General features: G+C 70.7%; 15 protein-coding genes and 1 riboswitch. Of the genes, 7 read left to right on the top strand and 8 right to left on the bottom strand.

The features are described from left to right. Positions 1-38: 38 nt before the first annotated feature. Genes E2651_RS10440 through E2651_RS10455 form a run of 4 tightly spaced genes read right to left on the bottom strand, consistent with a single transcriptional unit; the run spans position 39 to position 4,631 of the window. Positions 39-719 carry a response regulator gene (locus tag E2651_RS10440; protein ID WP_135330776.1) on the bottom strand — a complete coding sequence of 227 codons (681 nt, stop codon included), beginning with the start codon at positions 717-719 and terminating at the stop codon, positions 39-41. After that, positions 716-2,356, bottom strand: coding sequence for a sensor histidine kinase (locus tag E2651_RS10445; protein WP_135330777.1), 1,641 nt, complete (start codon positions 2,354-2,356; stop codon positions 716-718). Before E2651_RS10445 ends, E2651_RS10440 begins: the two co-directional genes overlap by 4 nt. Before the next feature lie 28 nt (positions 2,357-2,384). Then, a complete protein-coding gene (locus E2651_RS10450) occupies positions 2,385-3,335 on the bottom strand; it encodes a sucrase ferredoxin (protein WP_135330778.1) in 951 nt (316 codons plus the stop codon). A gap of 36 nt (positions 3,336-3,371) precedes the next feature. Next, positions 3,372-4,631, bottom strand: coding sequence for a citrate synthase (locus E2651_RS10455; RefSeq protein WP_135330779.1), 1,260 nt, complete (start codon positions 4,629-4,631; stop codon positions 3,372-3,374). Positions 4,632-4,739: 108 nt separating this feature from the next. Here E2651_RS10455 and E2651_RS10460 point away from each other — a divergent pair, with 108 nt between their 5' ends. Next, positions 4,740-5,915, top strand: a complete 1,176-nt coding sequence (locus E2651_RS10460) for a citrate synthase/methylcitrate synthase (RefSeq protein ID WP_135330780.1) — start codon at positions 4,740-4,742, stop codon at positions 5,913-5,915. 184 nt (positions 5,916-6,099) lie between these two features. On the opposite strand, the gene E2651_RS10465 is transcribed toward E2651_RS10460, so the two are convergent. Both E2651_RS10465 and E2651_RS10470 read right to left on the bottom strand, forming a co-directional pair. Then, positions 6,100-6,336, bottom strand: coding sequence for a hypothetical protein (locus E2651_RS10465; RefSeq protein WP_135330781.1), 237 nt, complete (start codon positions 6,334-6,336; stop codon positions 6,100-6,102). Between the two features lie 113 nt (positions 6,337-6,449). Continuing rightward, positions 6,450-7,016, bottom strand: coding sequence for a DUF6082 family protein (locus E2651_RS10470; protein ID WP_135330782.1), 567 nt, complete (start codon positions 7,014-7,016; stop codon positions 6,450-6,452). A 451-nt stretch (positions 7,017-7,467) separates the two neighbouring features. On the opposite strand from E2651_RS10470, the gene E2651_RS10475 reads away from it, so the two are divergent. Next, on the top strand, positions 7,468-8,616 hold the full coding sequence (locus E2651_RS10475; protein WP_135330783.1) for a CobW family GTP-binding protein: 1,149 nt from the start codon (positions 7,468-7,470) through the stop codon (positions 8,614-8,616). Here E2651_RS10475 and E2651_RS10480 read toward each other — a convergent pair whose 3' ends face one another. After that, positions 8,617-11,070 (bottom strand): DNA topoisomerase IV subunit A, encoded by a 2,454-nt coding sequence (locus E2651_RS10480; protein WP_135330784.1) that lies wholly within the window; start codon positions 11,068-11,070, stop codon positions 8,617-8,619. A 214-nt stretch (positions 11,071-11,284) separates the two neighbouring features. Here E2651_RS10480 and E2651_RS10485 point away from each other — a divergent pair, with 214 nt between their 5' ends. From E2651_RS10485 to E2651_RS10500, 4 genes are all read left to right on the top strand, one after another. Next, positions 11,285-12,637, top strand: coding sequence for a pitrilysin family protein (locus tag E2651_RS10485; RefSeq protein WP_135330785.1), 1,353 nt, complete (start codon positions 11,285-11,287; stop codon positions 12,635-12,637). Then, positions 12,634-14,019, top strand: a complete 1,386-nt coding sequence (locus tag E2651_RS10490; protein ID WP_135330786.1) for a pitrilysin family protein — start codon at positions 12,634-12,636, stop codon at positions 14,017-14,019. The genes E2651_RS10485 and E2651_RS10490 overlap by 4 nt, the downstream gene beginning before the upstream one ends. A 216-nt stretch (positions 14,020-14,235) precedes the next feature. Next, positions 14,236-14,398: riboswitch (cyclic di-AMP (ydaO/yuaA leader) on the top strand. Between the two features lie 12 nt (positions 14,399-14,410). Next, complete coding sequence (locus tag E2651_RS10495; RefSeq protein WP_135330787.1) at positions 14,411-15,211, top strand: M23 family metallopeptidase; 801 nt, start codon at positions 14,411-14,413, stop codon at positions 15,209-15,211. A gap of 212 nt (positions 15,212-15,423) precedes the next feature. Further along, a complete protein-coding gene (locus tag E2651_RS10500; RefSeq protein WP_135330788.1) occupies positions 15,424-16,164 on the top strand; it encodes a GntR family transcriptional regulator in 741 nt (246 codons plus the stop codon). Between the two features lie 207 nt (positions 16,165-16,371). Here the strand turns inward: E2651_RS10500 and E2651_RS10505 are convergent, their stop codons facing one another. Then, positions 16,372-16,653 carry an HPr family phosphocarrier protein gene (locus E2651_RS10505; protein WP_135330789.1) on the bottom strand — a complete coding sequence of 94 codons (282 nt, stop codon included), beginning with the start codon at positions 16,651-16,653 and terminating at the stop codon, positions 16,372-16,374. A gap of 116 nt (positions 16,654-16,769) precedes the next feature. Between E2651_RS10505 and E2651_RS10515 the strand changes: the two genes are divergently transcribed. After that, positions 16,770-18,759 (top strand): GNAT family N-acetyltransferase (locus tag E2651_RS10515; protein ID WP_135330790.1); only part of this gene is annotated, 1,990 nt, incomplete at its 3' end.

Genomic DNA, 18,759 nt, shown 5'->3' on the forward strand with positions numbered 1-18,759 from the left:
AGCCCTCCAGAAGAGACCGCTTCGGGAAAGCGCCGCCCCTAGGAGTGGCTGGACACCCATTCGTAGCGGTGTTCCGGGCGGCCCGTGTCGCCGTACTTGAGGCTCAGCCGGACGCGGCCCGAGCGCTCCAGGAGCTTCAGATAGCGCTGGGCCGTCTGCCGGCTCAGCCGGGTGCGGTCCGCCAACTCCTGGGCGGAGAGCGGCCCCTCAGCGCCCATCAGCGCCCTGCGGACGAGCTCGGCCGTCGTAGGGGAGTGCCCCTTGGGCAGCTCCGGAGCCGGAGTCGCCGACAGGGCGCCGAAGATCCGGTCGACCTCGGCCTGTTCGGCCTCGCCGCCGCCGTCCAGGGTGCGGCGCAGTGTCGCGTACGCCTCGAGTTTGGCGCGAAGCCCGGCGTAGGAGAACGGCTTGACCAGGTACTGCAGGGCGCCGTGACGCATCGCCGCCTGGACCGTGGCGACATCGCGTGCGGCCGTCACCATGATCACGTCCGTCTGATGGCCGCGCTCGCGCAACGTACGGACGACCGAGAGGCCCGTCTCGTCCGGCAGATAGTGGTCCAGGAGCACCAGGTCGATGGGGAGCTCCTCGACGATCCGCAGGGCCTCGGCGGCGCTGTGGGCCTTCGCGGCCACCCGGAAGCCGGGGACCTTCGCCACGTAGGCGGCGTTGACGTCCGCGACGCGGACGTCGTCGTCGACGACGAGCACCTCGATCATCGTGCCTCCTCCGTAGGGGCCAGCTCGGCCTGAGCGAGCGCTTCGGGCAGTACGACGGTGAACTCGGCGCCCCCGTCGGGCGAGGCGCCGACCCGCACGCTGCCGCCCTGGCGCTCGGCGAGCCTGCGCACCAGGGCGAGTCCGATGCCGCGCTTGCCGTGCGCCGGAGGCTCCTTGGTGGACCACCCCTCAGTGAAGATCGTCTCGCGTCGGTCGGCGGGCACACCAGGGCCCGTGTCGCGCACCTGTAGGACGACGCCACGTCCCTCGGAACGGACATCGACCTCCACGCGCGCGTGCGGGGTGCCCGCCGCGGCGTCGAGCGCGTTGTCCACGAGGTTGCCGACGATGGTGACGAGGCCGCCCGGGTCGATCAGCCGGTCGGGCAGCGCGGTGTCACGCGGGACGGCGAGCACGACGCCGCGCTCCGCGGCGACGGTGGCTTTGCCCACCAGGAGGGCGGCGAGCAGAGGATCGCCGATCTTCTCCGTGATCTGCTCGGCGGTCACCCGGTGTGCGCCCGCCACCTCGCCGACGAACTCCGCCGCCTCCTCATACATCTCCAGCTCCAGGAGGCCGAGCAGCGTGTGCATGCGGTTGGCGTGCTCGTGGTCCTGGGCGCGCAGCGCGTCGATGAGGCCGCGGGTCGAGTCCAGTTCGCGGCCCAGCTGCTCCAGTTCGGTGCGGTCACGCAGGGTGGCCACGGCGCCGCCGTCGTCCGTGGGCATGCGGTTGGCGACCAGGACACGCTGACCGCGGACGGTCAGAAGGTCGGTGCCGCTGACCCGTCCTGCGAGCACGTCGGTCGTGCGTCCCGGGCCGAGCGCCGTGTCGAGGGGCTGCCCGATGGCTTCGGGACCGAGGCCGAGGAGGCGCTGGGCCTCGTCGTTCAGGAGGCGGATCCGGCCGCCGCGGTCCAGGGCGACCACGCCCTCACGGATGCTGTGCAGCATGGCCTCGCGTTCCGCGAGGAGCGCCGAGATATCGGAGAAAGCCAGGTCACGGGTCTGTCGCTGCACTCTGCGTGAGATCAGGTAGGCGGCGAGCGCCCCCACGGCGAGCGCGCCGCCCGCGTACGCGAACAGGCCGGGGATCGCGTGGATGAGCCGGGCACGGACACTGTCGTACTCGATGCCTACGGAGACCGCGCCCACGATGTCCCCATCGAGGTCCCGCAGCGGCACCTTGCCGCGCGCCGAGCGGCCCAGGGTGCCGTTGTCGATCTCCATGACCTCGTTGCCGGCGAGCGCGTCGCTGGGGTCGGTCGAGACGACCCTGCCGATCTCGTCACGGTCGGTGTGGGACCAGCGCACCCCGTCCTTGTTCATGATCACGACGTACTCGGCGCCGCTGGCGCGCCGGATCCGTTCCGCTTCCGTCTGCACGGGCCCGTCGGCCGTGGGCTTGGAGGCGAGCAGGTCGTCGGCGATCTGCGGCTGGGCCGCCGTCGTCTGCGCGATGGCGAGCGCGCGGCGCATCGCCTGATCGTCCAGCTGATCGCTGAGCGGCGCGAGGAAGAGCCCGGTGGCGAGCACGGCGACCCCGGCGGCGATCGCCAGCTGCATCAGCAGGACCTGCGAGAAGACGCGCCGGGGCAGGCCGAGGCGGAGTCGTCGGGCAGGGGAGGTCGGGCTCATGTGTACGAACGGTACGGCGACGGGTGGGCTACTCCGAAGTCACTGTGGCGGGGATCTCGCGCCCGACCCCCTGCGTCTCGAGCTCGCGCACCGCCACCACGTCCATCCGCGCCGGTGCCCCCAGCGCCCCACCACAGCTCTCGGGGCGGGGCGGCAGCGAGGCGCCCTGGGCGACGGTCACACGCCAGCGCCGACCGTCGGTGTGGGCGACGGTCACCTGCCGGCGCGGGGCCGCACCGTCCGTCCGGACCACGCTCAGGGCGCCCACGGCGTTCTCGCCGGTCGAGGTGCGCACCGCGAGCTCGGCGGCCTGTCCGGGGCGGTCCCAGGCGGAACGGCCACGGCATCCCTCGGTGACGACGCGTCCCGTACGCACCGCCGCGAGGATCTCCTTGACGGAGTGCGCCTCCGACCGGCCGTACGCGTACCCGTGCGGCAGGACGAGCAGCGTGGGGGAGAAGCGGTGACCACCCAGATGAGTGACTTCCCAGACGCCTTGTTCACCGGAAGCGGCGAGCTCGGTGGCGAGGGGCCTGCCGAGGAGCGCGCAGCAGCGGTCGCGCTTGCCGTTCGTGCAGACCAGGGCCAGCGGGTCGCCGGTGTGCGGGGTGCCGAACCCGCCGTGGTCGCCCGCGCCGAGTGCGGTGAAGTCGAGGTCGAGCAGCCGTGCCGGGTCGTCGATGACGTGGCCGCGCAGCCAGGCGTTGCCGGGTGCCGTGTGGGCCACGTACACCTGGTGCCGGGCGGGCCCGTGGCAGTCGGCGTGGCGCCCGGGGCGTCGGATGAGGGCGACCCGTACGCCGGTCCCCTCGGCGGCCGTCTCGAGCGCGCGGCCGACCTCCGGGTCCAGATGGCTGGACGTCAGCGCCTTGGCGCCCCAGGGGCCCGGCTGTTCCAGGAGCAGCCATGTCCTCGCGGTGGCCGCGGTCCCCGCGAGAGGCTCGTCCAGATCCCGCGCAGCGGTGGCACACGTACTCACGGAGGGGAGCCTAACCTGCGCCGGGCGTGCGGCGATTCAGCCGCCCTGGGGCGTGGGCACCGGCTGGGGCGGCCGCAGCCCGACGTACTGCCCGCTGGGGCGCATGCGCAGCGGGCGTTCGCCGTACTCCTCCAGGGCGTGGGCGATCCAGCCGGCCGTACGCGCCACCGCGAAGAGCGTCTCGCCGGCCTCGGCGGGCATCCCGGACGACGCGGTCAGGACGGCGAGGGCGAGGTCGACGTTGGCGTGCAGGTCCGTGTGGCGGGCGGTGGTGGCCACCACGTCACGGGCCGCGGCCAGGGCGGGACCGGCCTTGGGGATCTCCTCCAGGAGGGCGAACAGGGCCACCGCGCGCGGGTCGTCGCCCGGGTAGAGGCGGTGGCCGAGCCCCGGGACACGGCGTCCTGCGCGGAGTTCGTCCGCGACTACAGGGGCCGCGCTGCCACGGTCGAGCACCTCCAGGAGCATGCGGTGGGCGAGGCCGCTGGCGGCGCCGTGCAGCGGGCCCTCCAGGACGCCGAGGCCGGCCGACACGGCCGCGTACGGGTGGGCGCGCGCGGAGGCGGCGACGCGGACGGCGAGCGTCGACGCGGCGAGGTCGTGGTCGACCAGGAGCGCGAGTGCGGCGTCCAGGGCGCGCAGGGAGGCTTCGTCGGGCTTCCGGCCGGTCAGGCGTGCCCAGAGCTGGTGGGCCAGTGGGCCATCGCCCCGGTGTGCGCGGCTGACCGGTGGGAGTGCGGTGACCAGGGTGGGGATGAGGGTGCGCGCGGTGCCGACGACGGCTTCTTCGGAGAGGTCGAAGCGGAGGGGGTCCGCGGCCGCGGCCGAGATGGCGGCGACCCGTAGACGGTCGGTCGGGCCGCTGTGCTCGGGCAGCGCGTCGACGGCTCGGCGCGCGGCGACAGCGGTCGCCTCGGGGGCGGTGAAGCGGATCCCGGGGCGCAGGATGCCGGTCCAGAGCCACTCGGCGACCTCTTCGTAGGAGTACGCCAGCGCGAGTTCCACGGCGTCGACCCCGCGGAGGTAGTAGCGGTCCTTGTCGATGAGCGTGATGCGCGTGCGTACGGAGAGTTCGCTGCTCGCGGAGGCCGCTGCGGGCTCCCTGCGGTTCTTGCGGGCGAGCGACTCGACCTCCTTGGCGTCGAAGGTGCTGCCCCGTGAGCCGGGGCCGCGACGGCTGCTGAGCTGGCCGCGGCTCACGTACGCGTACACCGTCTCGGGCTTCACGCCGAGCAGCTCCGCGGCTTCCCGGGTGTTCAGCCGGCGGCCCTCGCGGGCGCCTTCTTGATCCGTCATGGCGACACCGTATCCATATCCAGCTGACATTGATTCAATCAATATTGACAGGTATTGAGTCAAGCATGGACAGTCGAATCAAGTCCAGGGAGGAAGTCGAGGAAGAACATGCCGATCAATGGCTCCACCACCACCCCCACCGGTCCCGTGGAGGTCCCCCGCGGACTCGCGGGCGTTGTCGTGACCGAGACCCGGCTCGGCGACGTCAGGGGATACGAGGGCTTCTACCACTACCGCCAGTACTCGGCCGTGGAGCTCGCGCAGAACCGCGGCTTCGAGGACGTATGGCACCTGATGTTCCATGGCGAACTGCCGGACGCGGCGCAGCGGACGGCCTTCGCCGCGCGGACCGCTTCCTTGCGGCACCTCCCCGACGAGGTGCGCGCCGCGCTGCCGGCCATAGCCCGCGCCAGTGCCCTTTCGGGGCCGCTTTCCGGACTGCGCACCGCGCTTTCCCTGTTCGGGGCGGCGAAGGGCTTCCGCCCCGTGTACGACATCGACGGCGACCGGCGCCGCGCCGACGCGCTCGCGGCGTCCGCGGTGGTGCCGACCCTCCTGGCGGCGCTGTACCGGCTCGGCCGGGGCCTCGAGCCCGTCGAGCCGCGCGAGGACCTGTCGTACGCCGCCAACTACCTCTACATGCTGACGGGTTCGGAGCCGGAGCCGGACCGCGCGCGGGCGATCGAGCAGTACTTGATCTCAACCATTGACCACGGCTTCAACGCGTCAACGTTCACGGCTCGGGTCATCACGTCGACCGGCGCGGATGTGGCGGCTTGCCTGGTGGGAGCCGTGGGCGCGCTGTCGGGGCCCTTGCACGGCGGGGCGCCGAGCCGGGCCCTCGACACTCTCGATGCCATCGGCACCCCTGACCGCATCGACGGCTGGATCCGCGAACGGGTTCTGGCAGGGGATCGCATCATGGGCTTCGGCCACCCCGTCTACCGCACCGAGGACCCGCGCTCGCGCATGCTGCGGGGCATCGCGCAGCAATTCGGCGGGCCGATGGTGGAGTTCGCGGTCGAGGTGGAGCGGCAGGTGGAGGCGATCCTGGCGGAGCTGAAGCCGGGACGTGAGCTGCACACGAACGTGGAGTTCTACGCGGGCGTGGTCATGGAGCTGTGCGGCCTGCCGCGCGAGATGTTCACGCCGACGTTCGCGGCGGCGCGGGTGGTGGGCTGGGGGGCCAACGTCCTGGAGCAGGCGGAGGATTCGAAGATCATTCGGCCTGCGGCGCGGTATGTGGGGGCTGTTCCGCCGGTTCCGGTTCCGCCGGTGGCCTGACGTGAATATGAGGCCCGGCGGCGATCGCGCGCCGGACCTCAACCTTCGTGAATGGGGGGAAGGGTGAGGCCCCCGTCCTCGCAGATGGAGAGCTTTCCGGAGGCCGGTCTCAACGGGGTGACCGGAGTGCCGACCTCGACGGAGAGGCCGGGGCGAATGCCGATCTCGGCATCTCGCCCCAGCCTCATTCGCTGGGGATGTCCGCTTTTGCGCGGACGAGTGTCTCCCTGCTGACGATGACGATGCGTTCGTAGTCGGCACGTGCGGCGTCCGCGGGCAGCTCGCTCTCGAGCGCCGCGGTGGCCTCTGTCCCGATCACGGCGAAGTTGCCGTCGCTGAGCTCGAAGATGTCGGGGCAGGTGTCGCCGGTGAGACTTCCGCGGTCGCGTGGAGACGCACCGATGCGGCGCACGATCTTCAAGGGGGATCCCGGTCCTTAGGCTTGAATAGGGTAAGGGCGGGGTAAGGGTAGCCTCCCGTAACACAGGTCCCTCCCCGCCACCCCCGTTGTTGGCGCGTGTCATCCAACTGGCCCTATGGAGCGGGTGGTTGGCCCTCTGATGGTGGCTCCCCGATCACCCACCATTCGTCGGATTCTGATTCCTCCAGGTCATGGATGATGACGTCCGTCATGTGTCCCACCTTGGCCTCGTCGGACGAGTCCTTGAGGCTGGCCCGCTGGTGACGGGTGGCGTGCCAGTACTGCCGGAAGATGGGGTTGGCGCACATCACGCGAAGGTGACCGTGCAGCTCTTCCCAGTTGACGACACCGATGCGGTACGCCAGCAGGGCGTTCGTGTAGAGCGCGTTGGCGAACAGGAACTGCCGCTGCTGAGCGGGCGAGTCCGCCTCCGCGATGCTGAAGACGGCGGCCAGATCGGGATCGTCTATCGCCTTGCGCAGCAGGTAGAGCTGGAGTTCCTGCTGTTCCGCCATCATGGTGCGGCGCCAGTCGGCCCGCTCCGCGCGGTCGACCTGTATGCGGAGTTCTGCATAGCGTCGCTGCTGCGCGGCGAGCAGGGCGAAGGCCCCCGCCGCGAACGCGAGTCCCGCCCCGGTGGCGGAACCCAGTCCCCGTATGCCAAAAATCTGTGTGGCCATGTCAACCCCCGAATCAGGCGACCGTCCGCCGGTCGTCGGGTGCGGGTCGACAGGGAGCGGACCGGCGAGCGGTGGGCGGCGCGCTTGCCGTCTCCCAGGGTGCCGAGCGGCGCTGATCGGCAGGGAGGCGGAGAGGAGGCGCACAGGAGGACGCGGTGGCCGCGCGTCCCGACGCCGTGCCCAATGTGTGCCCCGCGAGCGCCGCTAACAATCGTTCACTTCGCGGCGCTTCTACGCGCACATATCCTGGGGCGGTCTTCATTCGTCGTACGGGATCCGGAGCGCTGATTCGGAGCGCGGGATTCGGGCGCTGGGCGCGGATGCCGGCACGCGCCGGCTACGGATACCGGGCGCCGGGTGCGGGCGCCGATGTGCGCTGGGCGCGGCAGCCGGCGCCGACCACGGCGGGTGCGGGACGCCGACATGAACGTATCGATGCGAGAGGTCGCACGTGAGCAAGCAGCAGATCCCGGTCGTCGTCCTCACCGGCTTCCTGGGCTCGGGCAAGACGACCCTGCTCAACCATCTGCTGCACCGCAGCGGAGGGAGCCGTATCGGGGCCATCGTCAACGACTTCGGGTCGATCGAGATCGATGCCATGGCGGTTGCCGGGCAGCTCGGTGACTCGACCGTGTCGCTCGGCAACGGGTGTCTCTGCTGTGCCGTGGATGCCAGTGAGCTCGACGTGTATCTGGACAAGCTCGCTCAGCCCTCCGCCCGGATCGACGTCATCGTCATCGAGGCCAGCGGGCTCGCCGAGCCGCAGGAGCTGGTGAAGATGGTGCTCGCCAGCGAGAATCCGAACATCGTCTACGGAGGACTCGTCGAGGTCGTCGACGCCGCCGAGTTCGACTCCACCAGGGAGCGGCATCCCGAAGTCGACCGGCATCTGGGGATCGCCGATCTTGTCGTCGTCAACAAGGCCGACCGGGTCCCCGACCAGGAGCGTGAGCGGATCCTCGGCGTCGTCCGGGGGTTCACCGATCGCGCGGCCGTCGTCCCCGCCTCGTACGGGCGCGTCGACGTGGAGCTGCTCCTCGACCGCAAGCCCGTGGGGGAGCGGGTCGGGCAGCTGTCCTTCGACGATCTGCATCGCCATGAGCCTGAGGATGGGCATGGGCATGGGCATGGGCATGGGCTTGGGCGTGGAGATGGACTCGAGCACGGACACGGACACGGACACGGACACGGACACAGTCACAGTCACGATGACCATCTGCACTCCCGCTACGAAAGTCTCTCCTTCTCCTCCGAAGTGCCCATGAACCCCCGCCCGTTCATGGCCCTCCTCGACACTCGGCCCGAAGGGCTCTACCGCATCAAGGGGTACGTCGATTTCGGCGTCGCCGATCCGCGCAACAAGTACGCCGTGCACGCCGTGGGGCGGTTTCTGCGTTTCTATCCCGAGCCGTGGGGCGCGGGTGAGGTACGGCTCACCCAGCTCGTGCTCATCGGGGCGGGCGTCGACGTGCCCGCTCTGGAGAAAGAGCTCGAGGCGTGTCGTGAGTACGCCCCACAGGCCGGTGCCGATGAGCACAGCATGTGGGGCGTACTGCGGTACGTGCAGGAGCCGCAGGGCGACTGGCCTGACCTGGCCTGACTACACCGGGCCGGCCACCGCCGCCACCGGCTTCGCCAGCGACACCCCGGAGCCGTCGCGGCGCGGGTCGATCTCGGGCAGCTCGGCCGGCAGGCCGCTGCGCTGGGCCGCGAGCGGCGGTGTCGGGCCCGCCCACGCGAAGCTCAGGCAGTCCTCGCCCTTCAGGAAGCGCTGGACGCGCACGCCTCCCGTGGCCCGGCCCTTGCGGGGGTACTGGTCGAACGGCGTCACCTTGGCCGTCGTCTGCACCGAGTCGTCGAGCGTGCCGCGTGAGCCCGCCACCGTGAAGACGACCGCGTCCACGGCGGGATCCACCGCCACGAAGGAGATGACCTTGACCCCCTCCGCGAGCTTGATGCCCGCCATGCCGCCGGCCGGGCGGCCCTGCGGACGGACCTGTGCGGCCTGGTAGCGAAGGAGCTGGGCGTCGTCCGTGATGAAGACGAGGTCCTCCTCGCCCGTGCGCAGTTCGGCCGCGCCGACGATCCGGTCACCGTCCTTGAGGGTGATGACCTCCAGCTCGTCCTTGTTGGACGGATAGTCCGGGACCACACGCTTGACCACGCCCTGTTCGGTGCCGAGGGCGAGGCCCGGCGAGGACTCGTCCAGGGTCATCAGGCAGATCAGCTTCTCGTCCGCCTCGAGGGAGAGCAACTCCGAAACCGGCGCGCCTCCGGAGAGGTTGGGTGCCGAAGCCGTCTCGGGAAGCTGCGGTAGGTCCACCACGGCGAGGCGCAGCAGCCGTCCCTCGGACGTCACCGCGCCCACCTCGCCGCGCGCGGTCGCCGGCACGGCCGAGACGATCACGTCGTGCTTGACGCGCTTGGTGTCCCCGTCCGTGAAGGGCTCGCCGTTGGCCGTGCGGGCGAGGAGGCCGGTCGAGGAGAGCAGTACGCGGCACGGGTCGTCCGCCACCTGCAGGGACACCGTGAGGGCGGGGGTGCCCGCGGACTCCAGGAGGACCGTGCGCCGGTCCGTGCCGAACTTCTTGGCCACGGCGGCCAGTTCGGAGGAGACCAGCTTGCGCAGCTCGGCGTCCGACTCGAGGATGCGGGTCAGTTCCTCGATCTCGGCCTTGAGCCTGTCGCGCTCGGACTCCAGCTCGATGCGGTCGTACTTCGTGAGGCGGCGCAGCGGCGTGTCGAGGATGTACTGCGTCTGGATCTCGCTCAGCGAGAAGTGCTCCATCAGGCGCTCCTTGGCCTGCGCGGAGTTCTCACTGGAGCGGATGAGGCGGATGACCTCGTCGATGTCCAGGAGGGCGACGAGCAGGCCCTCCACCAGGTGCAGCCGGGCCTGCTTCTTGCTGCGGCGGAACTCGCTGCGGCGGCGCACCACGTTGAAGCGGTGGTCGAGATAGACCTCCAGGAGCTCCTTGAGGCCGAGCGTGAGGGGCTGGCCGTCCACCAGCGCCACGTTGTTGATGCCGAAGGATTCCTCCATCGGCGTGAGCTTGTAGAGCTGCTCCAGGACGGCCTCGGGGACGAAGCCGTTCTTGATCTCGATGACCAGACGCAGGCCGTGCGAGCGGTCCGTGAGGTCCTTGACGTCGGCGATGCCCTGCAGCTTCTTCGAGCCGACCAGGTCCTTGATCTTGGAGATGACCTTCTCGGGGCCCACCGTGAAGGGCAGTTCGGTGACGACCAGGCCCTTGCGGCGCGCCGTCACGTTCTCCACGGCGACCGTCGCGCGGATCTTGAAGGTGCCGCGGCCCGCGGCGTACGCGTCCTTGATGCCGCCGAGGCCGACGATCCGGCCGCCTGTGGGCAGGTCGGGACCCGGCACGAACTTCATCAGCGTCTCGAGGTCGGCCCCCGGGTGCTTGATCAGGTGGCGGGCGGCCGCGATCACCTCGCCCAGGTTGTGCGGCGGCATGTTCGTCGCCATGCCGACCGCGATCCCCGACGAGCCGTTGACCAGGAGGTTCGGGTACGCCGCTGGGAGCGCGACGGGCTCCATCTCCTGGCCGTCGTAGTTCGGCTCGAAGTCGACCGTGTTCTCTTCGATCGACTCGGTCATCAAGGACGTCGCGTCGGCCATCCGGCACTCGGTGTACCGCATGGCGGCCGGCGGGTCGTCGTTGCCCAGCGAACCGAAGTTGCCGTGGCCGTCCACCAGCGGAAGCCGCATGGAGAAGGGCTGGGCCATGCGCACCAGGGCGTCGTAGATCGACGCGTCGCCGTGCGGGTGCAACTTACCCATGACCTCGCCGACGACACGGGCACACTTCACATAGCCGCGGTCGGGGCGCAGGCCCATCTCGTTCATCTGGTACACGATCCGGCGGTGCACCGGCTTCAGGCCGTCGCGGGCGTCCGGCAGGGCGCGCGAGTAGATGACCGAATACGCGTACTCGAGGAAGGAGCCCTGCATCTCGTCGACGACGTCGATGTCGAGGATCTTCTCCTCGAACGAGTCGTCGGGCGGCGGGGTCTTCGTGCTGCGGCGGGCCATCGCTGCTGCGGCTCCTTCACGGTGTCTGCCAGGGCATCAACGGGATCTGACGCCGACCATTGTGGACTGTCCCACTGACAACGCCGACCACGACCCGGACTTCGGGCCCGACTACGCCGAGCGCGGAGCGGGAACTTCACAGGTTGTCGGCACGCTTGCATACAGTGGCAGGACTGCCAGAACTTCCAGCTTTTTCGCGATCGAAGGGACGTACATGCCCATGGGTCACACGGCCACGGCCGAGGCCGGCTCAGGCGGCCTGACAGCGACCGAGCACCGGATGGCCAACGGCCTGCGCGTGGTGCTCTCCGAGGACCACCTGACCCCGGTCGCCGCGGTCTGCCTCTGGTACGACGTCGGCTCGCGCCACGAGGTCAAGGGCCGTACGGGCCTCGCGCACCTCTTCGAGCACCTCATGTTCCAGGGTTCGAAGCAGGTGCCCGGCAACGGTCACTTCGAGCTGGTGCAGGGAGCGGGCGGTTCGCTCAACGGCACCACCAGCTTCGAGCGCACCAACTATTTCGAGACGATGCCCACGCACCAGCTCGAGCTCGCCCTGTGGCTGGAAGCCGACCGGATGGGCTCGCTGCTCACCACGCTCGACGACGAGTCGATGGAGAACCAGCGGGACGTCGTGAAGAACGAGCGCCGCCAGCGCTACGACAACGTCCCGTACGGCACGGCCTTCGAGAAGCTGACCGCTCTCTCGTACCCCGAGGGCCACCCGTACCACCACACCCCGATCGGCTCCATGGCCGACCTGGACGCGGCGACGCTGGAGGACGCGCGGAACTTCTTCCGTACGTACTACGCGCCCAACAACGCCGTCCTCTCCGTGGTCGGCGACATCGACCCGGAGCAGACGCTCGCCTGGGTCGAGAAGTACTTCGGGTCCATCCCCTCGCACGACGGCAAGCAGCCGCCGCGCGACGGCTCGCTGCCCGACACGATCGGCAAGGAGCTGCGCGAGGTCGTCGAGGAAGAGGTCCCGGCCCGCGCCCTGATGGCCGCCTACCGCCTCCCGGAGGACGGCACGCGCGCGTGCGACGCGGCCGACCTGGCGCTCACGGTCCTCGGCAGCGGCGAGTCGTCCCGGCTCTACAACCGGCTCGTACGCCGCGACCGCACCGCCGTGGCGGCCGGGTTCGGCCTGCTGCGCCTCGCCGGTGCCCCCTCGCTGGGCTGGCTGGACGTGAAGACGTCCGGCGATGTCGAGGTCCCCGTCATCGAGGCCGCCGTCGACGAGGAGCTCGCCCGCTTCGCGGAGGAGGGCCCCACCGCCGAGGAGATGGAGCGCGCCCAGGCACAGCTCGAGCGCGAGTGGCTCGACCGGCTCGGCACGGTCTCGGGCCGCGCCGACGAACTGTGCCGGTACGCCGTCCTGTTCGGCGACCCACAGCTCGCCCTCACCGCCGTGCAGCGGGTCCTCGACGTGACCGCGGAAGAGGTCCAGGCGGCCGCCGCGGCCCGCCTGCGCCCGGACAACCGCGCGGTGCTCGTGTACGAGCCCATCGCGGCCCCCGAAGCCGCCGAGGCCACCGAAGAGGAAGAGGAGGCGGCGAAGTGACCGAGGCCGCAACGATGCAGTTCCACCCGCAGCCCCAGGCGGGCACCGCACGGCCGTGGGCCTTCCCCGCGCCCGAGCGCTCGGCCCTGGACAACGGCCTCACGGTGCTGCGCTGCCACCGCCCCGGCCAGCAGGTCGTCGCCGTGGAGGTCCACCTCGAGGCGCCGCTCGACGCCGAGCCCGCGGGCCTCGACGGCGTCGCCACGATCATGGCGAGGGCCTTCAACGAAGGCACCGACAAGCACTCGGCGGAGGAGTTCGCCGCCGAACTCGACCGCTGCGGCGCCACGTTGGACGCGCACGCAGACCACCCCGGTGTGCGGGTGTCCCTCGAAGTCCCGGTCTCCCGGCTCCCCAAGGCGCTCGGCCTGCTCGCCGACGCCCTGCGGGCCCCCGCCTTCGCGGACAGCGAGGTCGAGCGCCTCGTGAGCAACCGCCTGGACGAGATCCCGCACGAGAGCGCCAACCCGGCGCGCCGCGCCGCCAAGGAGCTCTCCAAGCAGCTCTTCCCGGCCACCTCGCGCATGTCGCGCCCCCGCCAGGGCACCGAGGAGACGGTCGCGGCCATCGACTCGGCGGCCGTACGCGCCTTCTACGAGAAGCACGTCCGTCCCGCCACGGCCACCGCCGTCGTCGTGGGCGACCTGACCGGCACCGACCTGGACGCCGTCCTCGCCGACACCCTCGGCGCCTGGACGGGCGGTACGGCCGAGCCGCGTCCGGTGCCCCCGGTGACCGCCGACGACACCGGCCGCGTCGTCATCGTGGACCGCCCCGGAGCCGTCCAGACGCAGCTCCTGATCGGCCGTATCGGCGCGGACCGGCACGACCGCGTCTGGCCCGCCCAGGTGCTCGGCACGTACTGCCTGGGCGGCACCCTCACCTCCCGCCTGGACCGCGTCCTGCGCGAGGAGAAGGGATACACCTACGGCGTACGGGCGTTCGCCCAGGTCCTGCGCTCCGCACCGGACGGCACGGGCGCCGCGATGCTCGCCATCAGCGGTTCCGTGGACACCGAGTCGACGGGCCCGGCCCTCGACGACCTGTGGAAGGTGCTGCGGACCCTGGCCGCCGAAGGCCTCACGGACGCCGAGCGCGATGTCGCCGTGCAGAACCTGGTGGGTGTGGCCCCGCTCAAGTTCGAGATGGCTGCGTCCGTCGCGGCGACCCTCGCCGACCAGGTCGAGCAGCATCTGCCGGACGACTTCCAGGCGCAGCTGTACCGGCAGTTGGCCGCGACCGGCACCGTGGAGGCCACCGCCGCCGTCGTGAACGCCTTCCCGGGCGACCGTCTGGTGACGATCCTCGTCGGTGACGCCGCGCAGATCGAGGAGCCCGTCAAGGCGCTCGGCATCGGTGAAGTGAGTGTGGTCACGGGCTGAATGACGGTCACGGGCTGAGTGACAGTCAGGACATATCGGGACCCCAGTGGCGTGAATTGGCTACTGGGGTCCCCATATGTCCGAATTGGTATGGAGGTTACGTGTCTGACCTGTGGCGTGCGCTACAAAACCTCTGATCCGTTTGGCGATGGAAAGACGCCCCGCTTAGCGTCTGGTCCGGCTGTTCGTCATGCAGTACGCCGCGTCCGCGGCACCGGACAGTCATCGCCGAGTCCCCGTACGGCGCGAGCCAGGGGAGCCGGGGACCCACATGTCCCCTGGGGTGAATCGGGCACCTTGTCGCGAGGCGAGGAACCCGTAGGAGACCTTCCTGCTCCGAACCCGTCAGCTAACCCGGTAGGCGAGAAGGAAGGAAAGGATCAGCCGCTTCATGGCGTTCACCCGTGCCACCGGGAAGCACCGTCGCCCGAGCCGCCTCACGCGTACCACCGCGAACGTGGCGGGCGTCGCCGCCCTCACCACCACCGGTGTCATCGGAGGCCTGGCCGCTCCGGCGCTCGCCGCCGACGAGGCCTCGGTCGAGAAGACGGGTCTTACCCAGGCGATCTCCGTCCGCGACTCGCTCGCCGCCAGCATCGACGCGCAGGCCGCCGCCCAGCAGCAGGCCGCCGACGACGCCGCTGCCGCCAAGAAGGCCGAAGAGGCCGCCAAGAAGAAGGCCGCCGAGGCCAAGCGCAAGGCCGAGGCCGAGGCGAAGGCGAAGGCCGAGAAGGAGCGCGAGGCCAAGGAGCGCGCCGCCCGCGAGGCCGAGCGCAAGCGCCTGAACACCTACGTCTCGCCGATCACCGGCTCGTACATCTCCACGGGCTACCAGACCGGCGGCGCCATGTGGTCCTCCGGCAGCCACTCCGGTGTCGACTTCCACGCCGCGTCCGGCACCACGGTCCACGCGGTCGGCTCCGGCACCGTCGTCGAGGCCGGCTGGGGCGGTGCCTACGGCAACAACGTGGTCATCCAGATGAACGACGGCACGTACACGCAGTACGGCCACATGTCGTCCCTCAGCGTCACCGTCGGCCAGGCGGTCACCCCGGGCCAGCAGATAGGCCTCTCCGGCTCCACCGGAAACTCGACCGGCCCGCACCTCCACTTCGAGGCCCGCACCGGTCCGGACTACGGCTCGGACATCGACCCGGTCGCCTACCTCCGGTCGCACGGCGTCAACGTCTGATCTGACGCACCAAGAGCTCACCGAGCTCATCGAAAGCTCACCGAAAGCCCCGGCTCCTCACGAGCCGGGGCTTTCGCCGTTCCGGGCCCGCCTTTGGCCAAAAAATATCCATGGATTCCCGCCCCCCGTCGGAAATTCAGACGCTCTGCAATAGAGTCACTGAACAAGCGTCAATCGACCGCGTTTCGCGGGGATTAAGGCGGAGGTCAGTCATGCGCATTCCCGCGCACTCGGTATGCACGGCCATCCGGGACGACATCGTCTCCGGTGTCTACGAACGGGGTGGCCGGCTCACCGAGGAACTGCTCGCGCGCCGCTACGGAGTCTCCCGCGTCCCGGTGCGCGAGGCGCTGCGCACCCTGGAGGCCGAGGGGTTCGTCGTCACGCGCAGGCACGCGGGCGCGTGCGTCGCGGAGCCGACCGAGCAGGAGGCGGCCGACCTCCTGGAGATCCGTATGCTCCTCGAACCGCTCGCCGCGGCCCGTGCGGCGCAGCGCCGCACCGAGGCCCATCTGAAGGTCCTGCGCGGCCTCGTCAGGCTCGGCCAGGAGCGTTCCAGGCGCGGTCAGAGCGAGGATCTGCGCTCGCTGGGCGGCTGGTTCCACGAGACGCTCGCCCAGGCCTCCGGCAGCCCGGGCCTCACCTCGCTGCTCACCCAGCTCCGGCACAAGATCGCCTGGATGTACGTCGTCGAGTCGCCGACCGCTCCCGCGGAGTCCTGGGGGGAACACGCGGCGATCGTCGACGCGGTGGCGCGCGGCGACGCGGAGCGGGCCCGAGCGCTCACCGCGCAGCACACGGAGCGGGCGACGGCCGCGCACCGGCTGCGGTTCGTGCCGCGGGGCGAGCGCGAGCGGGAGAAGGAGCGGGAGAAGGAGCGGGAGAAGGGGCGGGAACGCGATCGCGTGAGGGATTCGCAACATGTCGTAAACACGGTGAGCCTGCGGAATTAACAGGGGCGCCGTATACAAAGAAGTGCTATTCGGCGGGGGATCGCGAGGCGATTATTTCTGCTGCCCGCATTCGGCGATATCCCCTGCCTGATCCCCTGCCTGTATTCGGTGATATCCGGCGGTGCCCGGGAAGCGGACGCGCATACGCCGAAGGGCCCGCCCCCTGTTTGGGGCGGGCCCTTCGGCGTATGCGTTCGACAGTCGCTGTCAGACGGTCTCGGGGAGTTCATCGAGGCCGTCGGTGACCAGCTTCGCCAGACGGTCGAGGGCGGCGTCCGCACCCTCGGCGTCGGAGGCGAGCACGATCTCCTCGTTGCCCTGCGCGCCCAGGCCGAGCACCGCGAGCATGGAGGCGGCGTTGACGGGGTTGCCGTCCGCCTTGGCGATCGTCACGGGGACGCCGGCGGCCGTGGCCGCGCGGACGAAGATGGAGGCGGGTCGGGCGTGAAGGCCCTCGGCCCAGCCGACGTTGACGCGGCGCTCAGCCATGTGTTGCTGCCCTTCCAGGTGTCTCACAGTTGTCTAGACCAGTCTCTCATGCCGTCGTGAGTGCTCCGCCGGCCGATGGTCCGTGCTGCAACGACCGTACGTCGTACCCTGGCCCCATGCAGACCCCGTCGGACCGGCACGCATACCCCTCCCACTGGGAAGCCGACGTCGTGCTGCGAGACGGGGGAACCGCCCGGATCAGGCCCATCACGGCCGAGGACGCGGACCGCCTGGTCAGCTTCTACGAACAGGTCTCCGACGAGTCGAAGTACTACCGCTTCTTCGCGCCCTACCCGCGCCTGTCCGCCAAGGACGTGCACCGCTTCACCCACCACGACCAGGTGGACCGGGTGGGCCTCGCGGCCACCGTGGGCGGCGAGTTCATCGCCACCGTGCGCTTCGACCGCATCGACGAGCGCGGCATGTCAGCGAGCGCGCCCGCCGACGAGGCCGAGGTCGCCTTCCTCGTGCAGGACGCCCACCAGGGCCGGGGCGTCGCCTCCACGCTCCTCGAACACATCGCCGCCGTCGCCAGGGAGCGCGGCATCCGCCGCTTCGCCGCCGAGGTGCTGCCCGCCAACACCAAGATGATCAAGGTGTTCACGGACGCGGGATACCAGCAGAAGCGCAGCTTCGAGGACGGTGTCGTACGCCTCGAATTCGATCTGGAGCCGACCGACCGCTCGCTCGCCGTGCAGCGCGCCCGAGAGCAGCGCGCCGAGGCCCGGTCCGTGCAGCGGCTGCTCACACCGGGGTCGGTCGCCGTGATCGGCGTCGGCCGCACGCCGGGCGGTGTGGGGCGCAGCGTGCTGCGCAATCTGCGCGACGCGGGCTTCGCGGGGCGCCTGTACGCGGTGAACACCGCCTTCGACGAGGGCACCGAGGTCGACGGAGTGCCCGCGTACCGCTCCGTCCTGGACATCGACGAGCCCGTCGAGCTGGCCGTCGTCACCGTGCCCGCCGAGCGGGTGCCGCGTGCCGTCGCCGACTGTGGTGAGCGCGGAGTGCTCGGCCTCGTCGTGATCTCCGCCGGGTACGCGGAGAGCGGCGCGGACGGGCGCGAGCGGCAGCGGGAACTGGTGCGGCAGGCGCGGTCGTACGGCATGCGCATCCTCGGACCGAACGCCTTCGGAGTCATCAATACGTCCCCGGAGGTGCGGCTCAACGCCTCGCTGGCCCCGCATCCCCCCGAGCGCGGCAGGATCGGCCTGTTCACCCAGTCCGGCGCGATCGGCATCGCGCTGCTGTCCGGGCTGCACCGGCGGGGCGCGGGCCTGGCGACGTTCGTCGGTTCCGGCAACCGCGCGGACGTGTCCGGGAACGACGTACTCCAGTACTGGTACGAGGACCCGTACACCGATGTCGCCCTGATGTACCTCGAATCCATCGGCAACCCGCGGAAGTTCACCCGCCTCGCGCGGCGGGCGGCGAGCGCGAAGCCGCTGGTCGTGGTGCAGGGGGCGCGGCACAGCGGGATCGCGCCCACGGGGCACGCGGTGCAGGCGACGCGGCTTCCGCATGCGACGGTGTCGGCGCTGCTGCGGCAGGCCGGCGTCATCCGGGTCGACACCGTCACGGAGATGGTCGACGCGGGGCTGCTCCTTGCGGGACAGCCGCTGCCGGCCGGGCCGCGGGTGGCGATTCTCGGGAACTCCGAGTCCCTGGGGTTGCTTACGTACGATGCTTGCGTCGCCGATGGGCTGCGGCCGTTGCCGCCGGTGGATCTGACCACCGGGGCCACTCCGGCGGATTTCCGGGCCTCGCTGTCCGAGGCGCTCTCGGACGAGTCCTGCGATGCCGTGATCGTCACCGCGATTCCCTGGGTGGGGGAGGACGGGGCCACGGGGTCGCCCGAGGGCGAGGAGCTTGCCACTGCGCTGCGCGCCGCGACGGTCGGGTGCCCGGCGAAGCCGGTAGCCGTGGTCCACGTAGAGCTCGGCGGGCTCGCCGAGGCTCTGGCCGCCGCCACCCGGACTCGCCCCGCGGGACGACTGCCCACAGCAACGGCGCCCACAGCAACGGTGCCCGCAGCAACGGCGCCCGCAGCAACGGCGCCCGCAGCAACGGCGCCCACCGCAGGAGTCGCCCCGGCCCCCGACGTCGCCC

The sequence above is a fragment of the Streptomyces sp. MZ04 genome (assembly GCF_004684775.1).
GTDB lineage: Bacteria > Actinomycetota > Actinomycetes > Streptomycetales > Streptomycetaceae > Streptomyces.

Excerpts from the sequence above, each read along its gene's own strand:
- E2651_RS10440 (WP_135330776.1), bottom strand. The coding sequence starts at position 719 with ATGATCGAGGTGCTCGTCGTCGACGACGACGTCCGCGTCGCGGACGTC.
- E2651_RS10445 (WP_135330777.1), bottom strand. The coding sequence starts at position 2,356 with ATGAGCCCGACCTCCCCTGCCCGACGACTCCGCCTCGGCCTGCCCCGG.
- E2651_RS10455 (WP_135330779.1), bottom strand. The coding sequence starts at position 4,631 with ATGACGGATCAAGAAGGCGCCCGCGAGGGCCGCCGGCTGAACACCCGG.
- E2651_RS10460 (WP_135330780.1), top strand. The coding sequence starts at position 4,740 with ATGCCGATCAATGGCTCCACCACCACCCCCACCGGTCCCGTGGAGGTC.
- E2651_RS10470 (WP_135330782.1), bottom strand. The coding sequence starts at position 7,016 with ATGGCCACACAGATTTTTGGCATACGGGGACTGGGTTCCGCCACCGGG.
- E2651_RS10480 (WP_135330784.1), bottom strand. The coding sequence starts at position 11,070 with ATGGCCCGCCGCAGCACGAAGACCCCGCCGCCCGACGACTCGTTCGAG.
- E2651_RS10485 (WP_135330785.1), top strand. The coding sequence starts at position 11,285 with ATGCCCATGGGTCACACGGCCACGGCCGAGGCCGGCTCAGGCGGCCTG.
- E2651_RS10495 (WP_135330787.1), top strand. The coding sequence starts at position 14,411 with ATGGCGTTCACCCGTGCCACCGGGAAGCACCGTCGCCCGAGCCGCCTC.
- E2651_RS10500 (WP_135330788.1), top strand. The coding sequence starts at position 15,424 with ATGCGCATTCCCGCGCACTCGGTATGCACGGCCATCCGGGACGACATC.
- E2651_RS10505 (WP_135330789.1), bottom strand. The coding sequence starts at position 16,653 with ATGGCTGAGCGCCGCGTCAACGTCGGCTGGGCCGAGGGCCTTCACGCC.